Consider the following 16,909-nt stretch of genomic DNA (forward strand, 5'->3'; position numbering starts at 1 on the left):
GCATGGCTCAGAACACCAGCTCGGCGTTGTTGCAGTCGATTCCTTGCATCCAGATGTCGGCGTAGCCTAGCTGGATGCCTAGTGCGCCTAGGAGCGGGCCAAGCACGCTGTCCAAAGCAGAGAACAAGGGCGTAAGCAGACCAGCTAGCGGCAATGGGACGTTCAATAGGTCGAGCCAGAGTACCTTGACGGCGACCGTCAGGTTCAGGTTACCCACAACATCGACCAGGACCCCTGTGAGTGGTTGGGGTGTCCCGACCCGAGTCGTTGTGCCTGGTGCCATGCTGACAGTCGAACTGTTGACGCTGACCGCGCCGGTTCGCGCACTGCCGCTGGCGATGATGCTCACCCCCGTACCGAGAAGACTAATCCCGGTGTTGACCAAGGTGACAGGGCCCGACGCGCAGCCGCTGCCGGAGGCTGCGGCAAGGCATGCCTTGACCAAGCCTGTGTTCACCCCCAATGTGGCACGGCAATCCGCCTTTGCGGCCGCGCACTGAATGCCCTGCAATGAGGCCGTGGCCGCCGCGACTTCAACGTAGAGTGGCACGTTGATGCCAACGCCGGCCAAGCTGGCCACATCAATACTGATTCCGGCATCGAGTCGCAACCCCACCTGGGCCGTGTGCGCGGAAGTCTGCCAGACTCCGGGACTCAGCTGGCGCGCGGGGCCCACTGCCATCACGGGTGGCTGCACGACATAGAGCTTGGCGCCGATACTGGTAAGGCCGGGCACGCTGAGATTAGGCACATTCACCTGGATCGCCGAATTGCCATTGGCAACCTGCGCCCCGAGCATCAGCAGTTGCGCCACGTTCAGCGCCACGTCCGCCGCTGACGACGCCGCCGGCGCCAGCACGCCCAGGTTCAGCAACTGGCCCAGTCCCACGTTAGCCTTGACCCCGCTCAACCCAAGTTGCGTAGGCGGACTGCCCAGCGCCGTGGACAGCAGCGAATCCTTGCCGGCCGCGCCCAGCACGAGCGCATAGAACTGCTGGATCGACAGCGATGTCTTCAGCAAGTCGTCAATGGTGCCAACACCCAGCTTCAGGCGCAACTGGTCAAGCGTGACATTGGCGTTGAGCAAGCCTTGCCAGTCCAAAACGGACAGCTGCACCGAAGTCCCCAGCAAACTGCCGAGCACACTGCTACCGGTATTGACGTCCAGCAACCCGCTACCTACCGAAAACGACGCCACCGGCGGACTCGCATTGGCAATCGCCTCCGCGCGCAACTGGCGCGACGCGCTGCCGGGAATCACGAACAGGATCGGCACGGTCTGGGTCACGACCACCTGCACCGCGTTTGCCGATAGCTTGGTGGTGTCGTAGCCGGCGTTGAAGTGCCGTACGGTGTCGCTCCCGGTGCTGTAAGCCGGATCCCATACGCCCAGGCAGACCCGCATGCCATCGGCATCGCTGCTGCCCGCCGCGCTGCAATTGGCAGTCGCGGTGCCGGCGTAGTCATTCTGCGTGCCCGCCGACTGCGTGGCGCTCAGCACATTGGCCGACACGGTGGCGGCAGCCGCGGCTTGCTTGAGCTGCTGCGCGCCGGCCAGCGCGGCCATGTCGGCGATCTTTTGCAACTGGCGCTGCCGGTAGAACACATGGCCAACATCGATCGAAACCAGCGAACCGATCGCAACCGTTGCCAGCAGCAGGGCGCCAAGCACACCGATGGCACCGCGCTGCCCGCGTCGGCGCCCAGCGACGAGATGCGAGCAGCAGCGACTCATCGGCCTGCCACTCCCTGCCCTGCGCCACCGCCGGAACCATTTTTCGATCCCGCCTGGCCCGTATAGAACTCGGGGATCGGATACGTGAACGTCGCCATGTAGCGCTGGTAGGACAGGGCAGCCTGCTCCCCACGCAACACCTGCAGCTCGCCCGCCTGCGCGCCGCTGCGCTGGATCTCGAGGATGCCGCGGGTATGCGGGCCAATCTCTTGCCGGGCCGGTCGCGCCGAGGGGGTTGCAGGCGCGTCCGTCTGGGCTCCGGCGGGGAAGGCGCCCAGCCCGAGCATGGCGATCACAAGCGCCAGTCCGCTGCGCCGGGCATGGCCACGCAGGCTTCTTGTTCCGGTCTGGTTCATGGAAATCTCCTGGGTTGGTGCCGTCGGCGCGGACAACGGGTATCGGGTATTGCGAGCTTGTGCCATCCAGCGATCTCTCATGGCGTGGCCTGGATGATGTCGGTCAGGCGCTGATGGTTCGGGCCGGGTGTGCCGGCGGCGGCAAGCCGGGCCGATTGTGGCGCGGTCTGCGCCACGGCCTGCTGCGCGGCCACGCGCTCGCGTTGCGTGCTCGCGCGCCGGACCCGCTCCGCCTCCTGCAACACCGCCTTGCGCGTTGCCTCGGGCAGGCCGGCCCGCTGCATCAGCGACGCCGCCTGCTCACGCTTGCCGTCGGCTGCGAGCCAGACCGCCGCGTTGCTCACCACGCGCGGATTCTTGCCATCGAGCTGCAGGGCCTGCATCACCGGCACGCGCGCTTCAGGCAGCGCGCCAGTGCGCATCAGCGCGTAGCCCAGGTCATTGGCCACCTGTGCATTGGTGGGATCGGCACCGGCTGCCAGTTGGAACGCTGTCGCGGCGGCGGCAAAGTCGTTCCTGCGCCCGGCGATCAGGCCCAGGCCGTGGTAAGCGCGCGCCTGCACCGAAGTGCCAGCCAGGCTGCGATAGGCCTGCTCGGCAGCGGCATCCTGATTGGTCTCGCGCAACGCATCCGCGCGCATCAGCGTCATCGCCGGCGACACGCCGAAGCGATTCTCGTAGACGTCGATATGCGCGAGCGACGCGAAGTACAGGCCCTCTTCCTGCATCTTGCCGATCAGGCCGAGGTAGACCGACTTATCGTCGTAGATGGCCCGGTCCTGCTTGTCGCGCAGTTTGGACAGCTCGACCTGGGCATCTGCCTGATCGCTCATGCGGGTGGCCAGGCTGGCGCCGCAGCCAGATAACACCGCCAGGGCCAATGCCGATGCCAGGGCGGTTAAAGCGCGTGCGGGCCAAATCGATCGATATCCCGCCTCGCTTCCTGGGCACTTGTCTTGCTTGTTCATTTCGATCCCCCCGACATATGCGCCAGCATTCTTATCACGCCCAAAAAGCCTGGTCCGGCCGTGATGATCAGCAATACGGGCAGCATGGTCACCACCATGACCGCAGTCATCTTCACCGTTAGCTTCCCCACCTGTTCTTTCATGCGCGCCTTGCGCGATTCCTGCAGGCGCAAGCCGAATTGCCGCAGCGGCTCCTGAACGGCCCCGCCGAATCGATCCACCTGGCTAAGCATGGTGATCAGGTTTTTCAGGTCCTCGCTGTCGAACAGCTTCCCGATGCGCTGGAGCGTCTGGTCGCGCGACCGGCCCGAAGCAAACTGCTGGTTGGCACGCATCAGCTCAGGGCCAAGCACGCGCAGCATGCTGCCGAACTCCGCGACGATCACCTGCAGGCTCTGATCGATCGACAACCCCACACCCTGCAGCAGGCGCAGCATGTCGACCAGCACAGGCAACTCATCCTCCAGGCGCAGCATGCGGCTGCTGGCCCGACGCCGCAACGCCCATTTCGGCGCCAGGAAAAACACCGCGAACGTGACGAAGGCCCACATCGCTGCGCCCATCACCGATGTGGGCAATCGCCATGCAAAGACTCCCGCCGCCAACGCCGCCGGTAACGACAGGCGCAGTCCCCCAAATATGGCCCGGGCCTTGTCACCGTAAAAGCCACACTGCTCAAGCAAGCGCTGTTCTTCGGCCGTCACCACGGCCTTGCCCAAAGGCGACTCAAGCCAACGCTGGTCAAAGCGCTTGCCAAGCTGGCTGCCCAGCCGCGCACCAATGCGAGCGCCGGCACCTTGGGCCACAGCGGCGTTGGCCGGAGCCGTGGCCGGAGCAGTGGCGGGAGCATCCGGCACGGCGGCGGCAGCGGCCGCCTGTCGCGAGAGAGCGGCATCGATGGTCCGCTCGGCGCGGCGACGTTGCCGCCATTGCCCCACCAGCGGCAAGGCCAGGGCGGCTAGCCCGATGGCCGCCGCGCATAGGCTCAGAGAGATCAAGGTAGTGCTATCCATGGTCCCTTGTTCCTATACCGACTTGGCCAGGCGATAGAGCATGGCCGCTCCCATCACTTCCAGTATCACGGCAACCAGCAATAGCGTCTTGCCGGCCGGGTCGCGCCACATCATCATGATGTAGGCGGCATTCATCACGAACATCAACCCGGCCACCACCATCGGCAGCAAGCCGAGCACCCAGGCCGACAACCGCGTCTCGGACGACAGCGCATGCAGTTCCTGCTGCGCTTGCTGGCGGTCTCGCATGAAGGCGGCGGTACGCTCCATGACAATGTCCGCGCGGCCGCCGTAGCGCACCGCGAGACGCAACACGGAAGACAGCAGCATCAGTTCGTCAACCTGGTAGATCCGCGCGACCTGCAAGACCGCCTGATCCAGTTCCTTGCCTGCGCGCTGCAAGTGGATGGCCTGCACCAGGCACTGGCGCAATGGCGCCTCGGTGTTGCCGATGGCAGCCTGAAAGGCCGAAGGCACACTGCTGCCGATGCTCATCATCCGGACTACCGCATCAAGAAACGATGGCAACTGCTGGCGAAGTCTCTGCCCGGTACGACGGGCTCGGTTCCAGAGCATGAAATAAAGGATCGCCACCCCGATCGACAACGCGGCCACTGCGGCCAGCCAGCCGCCCATGGCAACGCCCACGAGCCCTAAGGCGATGATGGAACCACCCCACAGCGCATAAGTGCGCCGCGTCGGCGCCAAGTCCGCACGGCGCAGGAAATCCGCCCACTTGCGCCGCAAGTCGTGCTGCTTCTTGCCGGCTTGCGGCTCTGGCGTAGTCGCATAGCGTGCCTTGACCTGCTCGGTCTGCGCTTGCAAGAACGCGCGTGCGCTCTCTTCCTGCGCGCGCGCCTTGGCGCTGGACAGCAGCAGCAGGCCCAGTCCCAGCAAAACGAGAGCGGCCGCGGCAACGACCAGCGCTGCGCTAGACATCGAAGCGGTCGTCCAGGCCAAAGTTGGCCGGGCGCATGCGCGCCAGCTTGGGCGAATGCGGCAGGATGCCAAGCGAGAGCCAGCGGTCTACCTCGTTGCCGTCAGGGCCGACGAACGGCTCGTGGCGGAACAGCTCCTGGGTCGAGATGATGTTGTCGCCAAGGCCAGTGACTTCCGTGATCGAGAGGATGCGGCGCTTGCCATTGGAGAGCCGGCCGATCTGCACGATAAAGTCGATGGCATTGGCAATCTGCCGGCGCAGGCTGGCCTCGCTGCCCTGGAAGCCGGCAAAGCCGGCCAGCATCTCCAGGCGGTACAAGCACTCGCGCGGGCTGCTCGAGTGGATGGTGCCCATGGAGCCATCGTGCCCCGTGCTCATGGCCTGCAGCATTTCCAGCACCTCGCCGCCGCGCACCTCGCCCACGATGATGCGGTCGGGCCGCATCCGCAGGCTGTTGCGCAGCAGGTCGCGGATCGACACCACGCCCGTGCCTTCGAAGCCGCCGGGGCGGCTCTCCAGCCGCACCACGTGCGGATGGTTGAGCGCCAGTTCCGCCGTGTCCTCGATGGTGATCACACGCTCGCCGTCAGGCACATAGGTGGCCAGCGCATTGAGCAGCGACGTCTTGCCCGAGCTGGTGCCGCCGCTGACAAGGATGTTGCAGCGCGCCTTTACGGCAGCTTCGAGCAGTTCGTTGACCTCGGGGCTCATGGTGCCCAAGCCTTGCAGGTCCGCGGGCGTCAGCGGGTCCTTGCGGAACTTGCGGATCGACACCACCGGGCCGGCCAGCGCCAGCGGGGGAATCACCACATTGATGCGCCCGCCATCCGGCAGGCGTGCGTCGACCATGGGGTTGGACTCATCCAGCCGCCGCCCGATCGGCGCCAGGATGCGGCGCACGATGCGCAGCAGATGCCCACTATCGGCAAAGCGCACGGGAATGCGCTCCAGCACGCCGTGCCGGGAGACGTAGACGTCCAGGTGCCCGTTGACCAGGATGTCTTCCACCGCCGGGTCGTTAAGCAAGTCCTCGATCGGGCCGAAGCCCGCCAGCTCCTTGGTCAGCGCCTCGGCGATCTGACGCAGCTCGGCCTCGTTGATGGGAATGCGGCGCAGCCGCGTGAAGCTCTCCAGCTCCAGGTCGACAAAGCGGTTGATCGCGGTTCGCGACCAGCGGCCGAACTCCGCGCCCAGCTCCTCGATGCGGGTGAGCAGATGCTCATGGGCCGCTTCCTTGATGTTCTGGAATTCCTGCGAAGCAGGAAAGGGCGCGGCGGAGTTATCGGAGAATTCGATGGCTTGCGACATGTCAGTTCCCAGCCCGCTCAGCGCGTATCACGCGCATGGCGCGTAGCGCTTCGGGCAGTTTTTCTTTTACCCGGCCCAGCAAGCCAGCTTCGCTTGCAGTGCCGGCACGGTATCCCAGCCGATCCACCAACTGGCCAATGGCACGGACATAGGGATCGGCGGGGCTGTCATCGGCCAGCACCACGCCACGGTTGAGCGCCAGCACCAGCGGCTCGCGCCGGTCGGGCAAGGTGCCAACCGATGGCGCCTCCAGGCGCTGCGCGATCTGCTGGGCATCCACGCCCAGGCGCGCCTCGAAGCGCGAGACCAGCAAGTGCAGGTCATCGCGCTCCACCTCGCGCTTCTTCAACTCCTGGAGCAACTCCGCGGCCGAGACGATGGCGCCCACGCTTTGGTCCACCACCAACACCACCATGTCGGCGGCCTTGACCAGGTGTGCCATGAAATCGACATTGCTAAAGCCGCCCAGGTCCACCACCTGCAGGTCAAAAAAAGCGCGCAGGCGATTGAGCAGCCCAAGCGCCTCCATGAACGAGATATCCCGCATCTCCGCCAGGGTGGCCGGCAGCGGCAACACGGCCACGCCACTGCCGTGGCGCGCCAGCGCGGTCTGCACGAAGACCTGGTCGAAGCGCCGCAGGTTGCGCACGCCTTCGACGAAGTGAAAGCCGGGGCTGATGTTCATGTACAACGAGCCGTCGCGCGACGGCAGCCCCAGGTCCATCAACAGCACTTCGCCATGGCTACGCTTGCGCACCGCCGCCGCAAGGTTGGTAGCCAGCGTGGTCGCGCCCACGCCCACGCGCGCGCCAAGCACCGCCACGACCTTGCCCCGTCGCGCCGGCTCCGCGTGGCCGCGCACCGCCAGCAGCCTGCGCACGATCTCGATCGCGCCAGCCGGCGGCGCCGTCATGTCGATAAAGTCCTTGGCGCCGGCCCGCAGCGCGGCCAGCATGATGTCCGGCTCGCCCGCGTTGCCCACCGCCACCAGCGGCAGCCCCGGGTACAGCTTCGTCACATGCTCGGCCAGCCGGCTTGACGCCAGCGCCTGCTCCCGCGAAAAATGCAGGAAGACCATGCCGGGATTGACCGTGGCGATCTGCTCCACGAAGGCATCCTGCGGGCCAGCCTCGACGACCAGCCGGCCCAGGTTGCCGAGCGCGTTGGCCAGCCATTGGCGCGGCTCCGGCTGTGTGGTATTGAACAGGAAGAAGTCCATCTGACCCCGCCTTGCGCCGTCGTCCTGCTTGCCCAATGTCATTTTGAAAACCCTGGCAGCGTCGGATCGACGTATTCGCCAAGCACATACCACCCCCACACATTGGGGTTGCCGCTGGTGCGCCCATCCTCGCTGACCGCGGCCACGGCCGCCGCGCCCTTGGCGAGCGGGCGCACCAGGCGCGGCGTGACCACGATCATCAGCTCGCGGTCTTCCTGGTTGAAATTCAGGTTGCGAAAGAAGGTACCGATGATCGGCAGGTCGCCGAGGAAAGGCACCTTGTTGACGTTGCTGACCGTGGTACGGCTGACCAGCCCGCCAATCACGAAGCTCTCGCCATCGCCGAGTTCCACCGTGGTGTCGGCGCGGCGGGTGACGATGGCAGGCACCATGGCGCCGTTGATCGATATGCCGCGCGACGGATCGAGATCACTGGCTTCAGGCGCCACCTTCAATGCAATGCGATCCTTGGCCAGCACGGTGGGCGTCACGGTCAGGCCAATGCCGAAGGGCTTGAACTGGATGGTGGTCGTGCCAAGTGCCTGCGGCACCGGGATCGGGATCTCCCCGCCGGCAAGAAAGCTCGCGCTCTGCCCGGACAGCGCCACCAGGCTCGGCTCGGCCAGCACGCGCGCCATGCCATTGCTTTCCAGCAGGCTCAGGTTGGCGAAGATCCCGCGCGAGAATGACGCCGCGACAAGATTGAAGGCACTACTCATCGGCGAGCTGATGTCGGCACTGAACGAACCCGGCGTGGAGTCCGTTCGCGGTGTGAAAGTGAACTTGTTCAGCGACGACGGGGAGAACGTGCCAAAGGCGAAGCCGCCGTTGTTCCGGTAGAAATTGAACCCCACCTCCTTGAGCACGGTCTTGCTGACCTCGACCACCTTCACGTCGACCTGCACCGTGCTGCTGACCGCAATCGTGGAGCGATCGATCACCACACCACCCTTGCCTTCGGCGGTAGCGGTGGCCGAGCGCGCTGCCAGTTGCGCGCGCAGCGAAGCCTGCGCATCGCGCGCCTGCCCGCTGATCAAAGCGCCGCCGCCCGATACGGCCACGTCGGGATCGCCGGGCTCGCCTCGCGTCGCATCCACTTGCACCCGGTAGGTTTGCGCGGCTTCGCCACGCGGCCAGACCATCAGCTCGGTGGCGCCGGGCTTCTTGGCGACCACCAGCACGCCGTTGGCACCCGAGCCGCTCTTTAGCAGCAACCCATCCGCCACGGCAGGATTGCCGATCGCCACGCGTTCAAGTGGCTTGTGCAGACGTAGCTCACGCTGGCTACCCACCACCAGCTTCAGATCGCGCACGCCGCCATCGGCCTGCTGCGCCCACGCCGCTGGGACGGTGCAGCAGACGGCCAGGATGGTGGCGGCCCCGGCAAGAATGGATTTCATCAATCGACTATCCAGAAGTAACACTGAAAACACCAATCCAAGCGCAATCCGGCGGGCCTGCACGAGGCATGCATCGACCACGGCAGCATGCCTGGCCTCATTCGATCTCGCGCTTGCCGCCGCGGATCATCTCAACACTGTTTTGCGCGACGCTGCTCGCGATCGCGCCATGAGGGCGCTGCGCGATGGCTGCGGGTGCCGGGACAGGCGATGGCGCCGCCTTGACCGGAAGCGCTTCACCCCGTGCCCCGCCGGCGATCCCTGTCAGCGCAACGCCTGCCATTGCGCGATCGGATGGCGCCAGCGCTGCGGCAGGCACCCCGCCTTTTGCCTGCGTCTTTGCCTGCAATACCGGCGCGGGATCCTCAAACAAGCCTTCAGTGGGAACATCCGGATCATCGGGATTGCGCAAGGCCAGCAACAGGCGCCCGGTTTGCTGTGCGATGGCCAGCTTGCCGACGTTGGCCACCGGCACTGCCAGTACGGCGGTCTTCGCGCCTTCGCGGCGCGCCATCATTTGCTCGGGCGGGGGCTTGGCGGCTTCATTGACCGTACCCGCGCCATAGGCCAGCACGCGCAGGCGCGCGAGCAGCATGCGTGCCTGGCTGCCTGTGATCTCCTGGCCATCGCGGCGGAACACCGCGAACACATCGACAAAGTCGCCCGGCTGCACCTGGTTGCCAACGCCAATCACTTCATCGACCGCGACCGCCACCGCGCGCTCGCCCTCTTTCACCTGGGTGGCAAGGCCCGCCAGCAGCTGGCTTTCGAGTACCGGCACGTTCGCGCCGATGCCAACCAACGGCACCTGGCCTGCCACGCGGGCCACCTCGGTGTAGGCCCCAGCCGGATTGATGGGTAACTGCTCTACTTTGAGGGCGTCGACGGGGACTGGCTTGCCGGCTTCAATCGGCTTCACTGTGACCACCACCGGATACGACTGCGCGCTTGCGGCCACGGGCTCCGCTGGTTTGGCCGGCGTACGCGCCACGCGCCACGCGAGCAGCGCCAGCAACGCGGCAAGGACGAGCAGCGCGATGGCAAGCACGCGGATCTGTTTGCTGGTCATGCTAAATCTCTGGTTTGGATAAATGGAATCTGGCTTGGGCACATGTCGACAAACGGCGTTCGCTCGTGGCGTGGGCAGATCCTCATGTGTCAGGCGCCAGTTGCACCGTCGCGCTGCCAGTCAGCGTTGTGGGAATGGGTACCCCAGGTATGACCGGCAAGATCGCGCTTGAGGGAAGGTTCAGCGTCACCGTGACGCAGACCGAGCCGCTCGGATTGGCGCAGGAAACAACTTGCGCGATATTGGCGGTGGGAATGACGCTGCTGATCGAGGCAGGCAGCACAGCGAGGGCCGTCGTCGAAGCCGCACTCACCCGCAAGGCCTGCGTGGCAGCCGCGTTATTGGCCGATGCCCCGCTCGGGTAACGCAGGGCTGCTCGCGCGCCCTCTTCCGCGGCAAGCGTCAGGGTCTGCTGCAAGGCCAGCACGATGCCGAAATAGACAATGCCGATCACGACAGCCAGAAGAACCGGCAGCACGATGGCAAATTCAAGCGCAGCCGTTCCGGACGAGCGCGTCCGCACGGCGTGGTTTCCCCGCAATGGCATACTTCACCCGGTTATCTTTTACTTTTTGCGCCGACCGGTGACGCGAGCGCCAGGCGGTTGGCCAACGGCCCCTCGCCCGCGCGGCAGCTACCTTCCCAAGATCATCCAGACCAACAAGCCGATCGCAAGGTACGCAGCGTACGGAATGCCGCGCCGCTCCGCCGTGTGGGGCGCCGCGCCAGGCACGCTGATGCCGCCTGCGCGCCGCTGCAAGCTTGCGAAATGGTCTCGCCATGCAGCCCAGACCGCGCCAGCTTGCATGCGCACCAGCAAGGCATGCGCAAGCGCCAGCAGGCTGCCGACGACCCATACCGTCACCAGCCCCATGGGGCCAGTAAACAAGCCTGTTACGGCGAAGAACTTGATGTCGCCCGCGCCCATGCGGCCGAGTGCATAAACCGGCAACATGACCAGCAGGCCCACCAGAAAGCCGAGCAGCCGCGAACCCAGCCCAGGCACAGGCTCAGAAGCCGGCCCGAACGCAAGCGCCAGGCCGATTGCCACGATCGTGGCAGCCAGCACGGCATTTGGTACTTTGCGATAAGCGAAATCGGTCCAGATGATCGCCGCGCAGAACAGCGCAGCAATCAGGGCTAACACTTAGCCACCGGATGCGGGAAGAATGGCCGTGACCTTGCTGCTCAAGCGAGTGAACAGGGCACTGACGTCGGTGCCTAGCTGGGTGACCGTGGTGATAAGAGCCAGAGCAATGAGTCCTGCAATCAACCCGTACTCGATTGCAGTTGCCCCTTGTTCGTCCCGAAGAAAGCGTACCAAAGCGTTTTTCATGATGTCACTCCGTTTTTGATTTATTCCATCACGCAGCGTCCGCTTACCCCTCCGATACCGCCTCGCTCTTGTGGCCAGGCTAGTACCGAGCAGTAACGCTGGTGAAGAATTTATAGATCAAAGCCATGTATCAACCATACCCCCCCTTGGAGTTATAGTTGTCTCAGCATAATGGCTGACGCCCGTTTGAAAACAGTGTCTTTTTAAAGAGCAAACGTTCTACTCGCGTCAAATACCACACCCGTTCGGGTGAGCCATGTGGCGCGGCGTGGTGTAAAAGGATGCGCAGCCGCGGGGTAAGGACAACTGCGCACCGTAAAGACTAATTCGACGTGCTCGACGTACTCGACCTACTCAGATCAACAATCAACGAGCCAGGCCGCCGAGCAGATTGGTCAGCCCCGGCGTGTTCGGCGTGCCCGATGTCGTCGAAGCCGCGCCCGCTGCGGCGTTGCGCGCGCCGCTCAGCACGCCCGTTACAGGTGCCAGCAAACCGGCCAGGGGCCCCAGCGCGCCGGCAGTGCCCGTGCCCGCGGAAGCGCCGCCCGTCACGCCGGCAAGCAGGCCGGTCACGGGTGCCAGCACGCCTGCTGTGCCTGTGCCCGTGCCCGAGCCGGAGCCGCCCGCAATGCCACCCAGCGGCAGGTTGTTGAGCAACCCGCCAAGCGGATTGCCGCCGGTGCCGTTGCCGTGCACCAGCACGCCGGTCCCCGCGACGGTCTTGCCGGCTTCGGTCACGACACCGCCGAGGCTGGAGACCAGCGGGGCCTGGGTGTTGGTCAGCAGGCCGCCGCCGCTGGCCACGGAGTTGCCAAGGGTTGCCAGCAGCTTGTCCAGCGGCGCGCCAAGGCCGGTGGCTGCGCCAACCGTTTGCGTAACGGTGGTGACTTGCGTGGTCAGTGGCACGATCACCTTGCTCACGCTGCCGGTGACTTGCGCCACGGGGCCGGTCGAGAGCGCCTCGCCGAGCTTGCCGCCGGCCATCGTTACCGCGCCGCCAACCTGATTGACCAGGCCGCCCACGGGCGTGGTCACCGCACCTAGCGGCGCCAGTTGCCCGGTGCCAAGGCTGCTCACGAGATCGCCCGCGCTCGATACCGTGACGCCAGCTTTCTGCACCACGTTGCCCGTGCTGGACACGGTAATGCCTAGCGGATCGGTGACGGCGCCCATCTTGCCAAGGCCGTCGCGCACACCCACGCCTAGCGCACCTACCGTGTTACCGGCGTTTACCACTACGCCGCCGAGCGCGTTGCGCGTGGCGTCAGGAAGCAGCGGCACTTGCGCAGCCTGGATCTGCTTGCCGATATCGCTCACCGCATTGCCCGTTGCCACCACCGTATTGCCCACGCCTTCAGTGACCTTGGCGGTGGGCGTGGTGTCGGGCGTCGCAGCCGGTGTGTTCGGAGGGGGCGTGATTGGCGTGACGGCGCTGGGACTCACGCCGCTGCCGGAGCCGCCTGAGGAGCAACCTGCCAGCAGCAACAGTGCGGCGGCACAGGCGAGGGTCATGGATGACATCGGGGCGAAATGCGCTTTCATGGGATCTCCTGGTCTTCCTCGCGGAAGGTTCTCCTTTGGAACTGCAATCGAATTGGCTCTTGGACGATGCATGCGAAGCCTTGAGCGCGGAACGCAATACGACTAGGGCGTTTGCTTCGTGCCGCGCCGTGCGCCGCGCTTGTCGGGTGTCAATACCGCAAGCTGCGTGCCACCCGCATGGCATGCTGTCGGCAAGGCAGTCCATCACCGCAGGCGCCACCGCGCAAACCGTTGTTTGACGCGGGATGGCGAGCATAGGCCCGCCGCGCGTCGCGTTGCGCAACAAGGCGGCCCCATGCCGCGCGGCGTGTTACGTGCTACGTAACGTGTTCCCCCCTCGATGTTCCCAATGCCCAACTGCACACGCACCGTCTGCCCACACGTTGCCGACACGGAAGCATGCAGCCGTAGCGCAGGGAACAAGTCCGCGTTGTTCCCAATGGGCGCCATGGCGTTACGTAACGCGTAACACCGAAACACCGCACAGCGCGCTCATGTCTGGTCCTTTCCCGGCTATGTCTCATCCTCTTCAAACCCAAGCGTGGCAAGGCTTGGCGCGTTTATATCCGGCGCCCGCGCGCGCGCCGGCGGCATGCGGGCACGCACTGGCACACCCTTTGCGCAATGCAGTGACACCACGGCATGCGCGACGCGCTCCGTGATTTCACGACGGGAAGAAGAAAAGGAAAAGGTCATGCGTACTCAACAGATTCTCATCACGGCACTGCTCGGCTCGCTGTTGGCACTCGGTGGTTGCGCCAGCGGTGGCGGCACAACGTCCATGGATACCGGCAGTGGTGCAGGCACCAGCAATGGCGGCGGCACCAGCGCAGGCACCACCGGCGGCAGCGGTACCGGTACCGGCGGCGGCACCAACGCCGGCACGGGCGGTGGCAGCAATGGCGGCAATTCCGGTGGCAACAACGGCGGAAACAATGGCGGAAACAACGGTGGTAATAACGGTGGCAACACGGCCGCGCTGACGCCGACCAGCAAGATCGTCGATCAGGCGGGTGGCATCGTGACCTCGGCCGGCAACGTCGTGAGCGACCTCGGCACGCAGATCAAGAACACCAACTTGCCGATCCTCTCGACCCAATCCAAGGACGGCCTGGGCGGCGTGGTCGGCTCGCTCGGCGCCGCGGTCAGTACCCTGGGCAACGGCGTGCAAAACGGCCTGGGCAACATCCCTAACGCCACCAACCCGCTCGGCACCACGGTGGCAAGCACCGGCGGCGTGGTCAGCCAGGTGGGCAATGCCGTGACCAATGCCGGCGCGCTCGTCAGCGGCCTGGGCAGCGGTCCGCTGTCGCCCCTGGCAGCCGTCACCACGCCGGTGGGCTCACTGGTTTCGCAAGTCGGCACCGCGGTCAATGGCGCGGGCGTCCAGCTCGGCGCGGCCCTCTCGAGCGGCCCCGTGGAGCAGCTCACCGGCGGCGTCAGCAAGCTCATCGTGCCGCTCACCTCGCAACTCACCAACACCACGCAGACGCTCGGCGCGGCAACCGGCCTGGGTGCTCCGGTCAACAACCTCCTGGCGACGCTTGGCGGCGGCCTGGCCACGGCGGGCAACACGATCAAGCAGACCAACACGCCGGTGGTATCGGGCGTGGGCGGCATCGTCGCCGGTGCGGGCAGCACGGTGGCCGCGCTTGGCGGCGTGGTCTACAACCCGGGCGGCACGGGTACCGGCAACCCGCTGGCGCCGGTCACGAGCCTGCTGGGCGGCCTCACGGGTGGCAGCGCAAGCGGCCCGCTTGCGCCCGTCACCAGCCTGGTCAGTGGCCTGACCGGCGGGCTCACCGGCGGCCTGGGCGGTGGCAGCGCAAGCGGCCCGCTCGCGCCTGTCACCAGCCTGGTCAGTGGCCTGACCGGCGGACTCACCGGCGGCCTGGGCGGCGGCAGCGCAAGCAGCCCGCTCACGCCTGTCACCAGCCTGGTCGGCGGCGTGGTAAGCACGGTCGCCGGCGCAGCTGGCGGTGCCTCGGGTGGCAGCGCAGGCAATGCGCTCGCACCGGTTACCGGCATCGTCGCTGGCGTCACCGGCGGCAATGGTGCAAGCAGTGGCAGCGGCTCGGGCAACAACGCACTGGCGCCGGTTACCGGCCTCGTGAGTGGCCTGCTGGGCGGCCTCGGCGGCAAGCGCTAAGTGCCGAGCAGGCAATACATGCTTCGCGCTTCATGCGCCTGCATTTAAGAATTAAAGAAGGGGGTGCGTTCGACGCGCCCCTTTTAAAAAGAGAACGCGATCGGCCACGCAGCAGCGCCAAGGGTAGCGGCACCCCTGGCGTCATTGGCACAGCGCGTTAAAGCCGCATGCTGATTTTTACGGATACAGGGGTATTACCATGACGCACACACACCTGCGTGTCGCTACGTTGCTGCTCGGCATCGGTGCCTGCACCAGTGTCCTTGCGGAACCACGCAGCCCGATCCTGGGCGATCCCACGCAAACCTTGCCTAGCATCGCGCCCGCGCGCCCGCCGCAGAGCAATGTCACCGTGCAGGTCGAACGGCCGGACGCCGCGCTGCAAAACCTGCTTACCAGCAAGCTCACGCCGCAGCGATTCCAGATCGAAGGCGTGAAGGCGATCCCTTTCGCGGAAATCGCAGCCAAATTCGCACCGCTGGCCGGCAAGGAAATCACGGTGGGCCAGTTGCTGGAGGTCGCGAATGACGTCACCCGGATGTACCAGGAACGCGGCTTTCCGCTGTCCTTCGCCTTTGTCCCGACGCAGAGCTTCGAGAATGGCAATGTGCTGGTCACCGTGGTGGAGGGCCATGTTTCCACCATCACGATCCGCGGCGAAGCCGGCCCGGCCGAAGGCCGCCTGCGCGCCATTGCAGAGCAATTGATGCAGGACCAGCCGCTGCGCCGCGAGACCTTCGAGCATTACGTCAACGTACTGGCGCTGCAGCCCGGCATGCAGGTGGCAGCGACCGTGCAGCCGCCGCAGACCACGGACGGCGCCTGCGAGATGGTGCTCGAGGTCAAGCGCAAGCCCTTTACGTTTGGCATGGGCCTCGATTACAAGGATCCGAGCGTGCGCGGCATCTTCACCGCCACCACCAACAGCCTGACCCCGCTGGGGGAACAGATATCGGTCTCCGCGCTGGCGCCCCGGGGCCCGGACCATGAGGAATACTACGTCGCCAGCTACGGCCAGCCGATCGGCACCGAGGGCATGATGGCCCGCCTGAGCGCCTCGCATTACCGTGGCGTGCCGCAGAACGGCACGCTGGCGCAGATCGGCTTCGATACGCGCTACGTGAACGACACCAAGCGCCTCGGCGGCACGCTCAGCTATCCGGTGATCCTCAACAACGCGCACTCGCTCACGGCTACCGGCGGCCTCTATGCCAACGACCAGTTCGAGCGCTATACGCAGTCGGGCACGGGCAGCCAGATCGCGCTGACCACGCACGTGCGCGTGCTGAGCGCGGAACTCGCCTACGTGCAGCGGCAGGAGGGCCAGACCCGCAGTGCCACGCTAGGCGTCTACAAAGGCATGAACGCGCTCGGCGCGAGGCGTGAGAACAACGTCAACGACCTGGACTTCGTGCGCAGCCGGCTGGTGGTGTCGCAGGCCACGGACTTGCCCTGGGGCTTCGGCGTGGCGGTGTCCGCCGCAGGCCAGTACAGCGGGCAGCGCCTGGCGTCGAGCGAGCAGATCAGCTTTGGTGGCCGCTTCTTCGGGCTCGGCTATCCGGCGGGCGAGGTGGCGGGCGACAAGGGCTGGGGCGCGTCGGCTGAGATCAACCGCCTCTTTACGCCCGGCCTGACCTACCTGAAGACCGTGCAGCCTTACGTGCTGACAGACATGGCGCGCGTGTACTCGAACAGTTTGTCGCTGGTGCACCGCACGCTGCAGTCGGTGGCCATCGGCCTGCGCTTCTCGGACCGGCGTTACTACACGCTGGATGTCTCGGTGGCGCAGCCGGTTGGCGACAAGCCGACCAATGCCTCGCGCCGGTCGCCGCGCCTGAACGCAACTTACTCCTATCAGTTTGAATAGGTGACGG

General features: G+C 65.7%; 15 protein-coding genes. 2 read left to right on the forward strand and 13 right to left on the reverse strand.

Annotation, left to right across the window (positions count from 1 at the left end; all coding sequences use genetic code 11):
- Positions 1–7 precede the first annotated feature (7 nt).
- The 13 genes from RR42_RS35960 to RR42_RS36020 form a co-directional block, all read right to left on the reverse strand.
- Positions 8–1,735, reverse strand: a complete 1,728-nt coding sequence (locus RR42_RS35960; RefSeq protein WP_043357073.1) for a TadG family pilus assembly protein — start codon at positions 1,733–1,735, stop codon at positions 8–10.
- Positions 1,732–2,091 (reverse strand): DUF3613 domain-containing protein, encoded by a 360-nt coding sequence (locus RR42_RS35965; protein WP_052495200.1) that lies wholly within the window; start codon positions 2,089–2,091, stop codon positions 1,732–1,734. The genes RR42_RS35960 and RR42_RS35965 overlap by 4 nt, the downstream gene beginning before the upstream one ends.
- 77 nt (positions 2,092–2,168) lie before the next feature.
- On the reverse strand, positions 2,169–2,924 hold the full coding sequence (locus RR42_RS35970; RefSeq protein WP_236702126.1) for a pilus assembly protein TadD: 756 nt from the start codon (positions 2,922–2,924) through the stop codon (positions 2,169–2,171).
- Between the two features lie 131 nt (positions 2,925–3,055).
- Positions 3,056–4,072 (reverse strand): type II secretion system F family protein, encoded by a 1,017-nt coding sequence (locus RR42_RS35975; protein ID WP_043357076.1) that lies wholly within the window; start codon positions 4,070–4,072, stop codon positions 3,056–3,058.
- A gap of 12 nt (positions 4,073–4,084) precedes the next feature.
- Positions 4,085–5,011 carry a type II secretion system F family protein gene (locus tag RR42_RS35980; protein ID WP_043357078.1) on the reverse strand — a complete coding sequence of 309 codons (927 nt, stop codon included), beginning with the start codon at positions 5,009–5,011 and terminating at the stop codon, positions 4,085–4,087.
- Positions 5,004–6,320, reverse strand: coding sequence for a CpaF family protein (locus RR42_RS35985; protein ID WP_043357080.1), 1,317 nt, complete (start codon positions 6,318–6,320; stop codon positions 5,004–5,006). The genes RR42_RS35980 and RR42_RS35985 overlap by 8 nt, the downstream gene beginning before the upstream one ends.
- A gap of 1 nt (position 6,321) precedes the next feature.
- Positions 6,322–7,539 carry a pilus assembly protein gene (locus RR42_RS35990; RefSeq protein ID WP_043358536.1) on the reverse strand — a complete coding sequence of 406 codons (1,218 nt, stop codon included), beginning with the start codon at positions 7,537–7,539 and terminating at the stop codon, positions 6,322–6,324.
- A gap of 38 nt (positions 7,540–7,577) precedes the next feature.
- Positions 7,578–8,939, reverse strand: a complete 1,362-nt coding sequence (locus tag RR42_RS35995; protein WP_236702127.1) for a type II and III secretion system protein family protein — start codon at positions 8,937–8,939, stop codon at positions 7,578–7,580.
- A gap of 97 nt (positions 8,940–9,036) precedes the next feature.
- Positions 9,037–10,008: a Flp pilus assembly protein CpaB gene (cpaB, locus tag RR42_RS36000; protein WP_043357082.1), complete on the reverse strand. Its 972-nt coding sequence runs from the start codon at positions 10,006–10,008 to the stop codon at positions 9,037–9,039.
- An 82-nt stretch (positions 10,009–10,090) separates the two neighbouring features.
- Positions 10,091–10,555, reverse strand: coding sequence for a TadE/TadG family type IV pilus assembly protein (locus tag RR42_RS36005; protein WP_043357084.1), 465 nt, complete (start codon positions 10,553–10,555; stop codon positions 10,091–10,093).
- 87 nt (positions 10,556–10,642) lie between these two features.
- Entirely contained in the window at positions 10,643–11,146 is a 504-nt protein-coding gene (locus RR42_RS36010) for a prepilin peptidase (RefSeq protein WP_043358539.1), read from the reverse strand.
- 9 nt (positions 11,147–11,155) lie between these two features.
- The gene (locus RR42_RS36015) at positions 11,156–11,344 is read right to left on the reverse strand and encodes a Flp family type IVb pilin (protein ID WP_043357086.1); all 189 of its coding nucleotides are present in this window, start codon (positions 11,342–11,344) and stop codon (positions 11,156–11,158) included.
- Positions 11,345–11,710: 366 nt separating this feature from the next.
- Positions 11,711–12,886, reverse strand: a complete 1,176-nt coding sequence (locus tag RR42_RS36020) for a collagen-like triple helix repeat-containing protein (protein ID WP_043357087.1) — start codon at positions 12,884–12,886, stop codon at positions 11,711–11,713.
- A 694-nt stretch (positions 12,887–13,580) separates the two neighbouring features.
- Between RR42_RS36020 and RR42_RS36025 the strand changes: the two genes are divergently transcribed.
- Positions 13,581–15,035, forward strand: a complete 1,455-nt coding sequence (locus RR42_RS36025) for a collagen-like triple helix repeat-containing protein (RefSeq protein ID WP_043357088.1) — start codon at positions 13,581–13,583, stop codon at positions 15,033–15,035.
- Between the two features lie 199 nt (positions 15,036–15,234).
- The gene (locus RR42_RS36030; RefSeq protein WP_043357090.1) at positions 15,235–16,902 is read left to right on the forward strand and encodes a ShlB/FhaC/HecB family hemolysin secretion/activation protein; all 1,668 of its coding nucleotides are present in this window, start codon (positions 15,235–15,237) and stop codon (positions 16,900–16,902) included.
- Positions 16,903–16,909: the final 7 nt, after the last annotated feature.

The organism is Cupriavidus basilensis, assembly GCF_000832305.1.
In the GTDB taxonomy this organism is placed as follows: Bacteria; Pseudomonadota; Gammaproteobacteria; order Burkholderiales; family Burkholderiaceae; genus Cupriavidus; species Cupriavidus basilensis_F.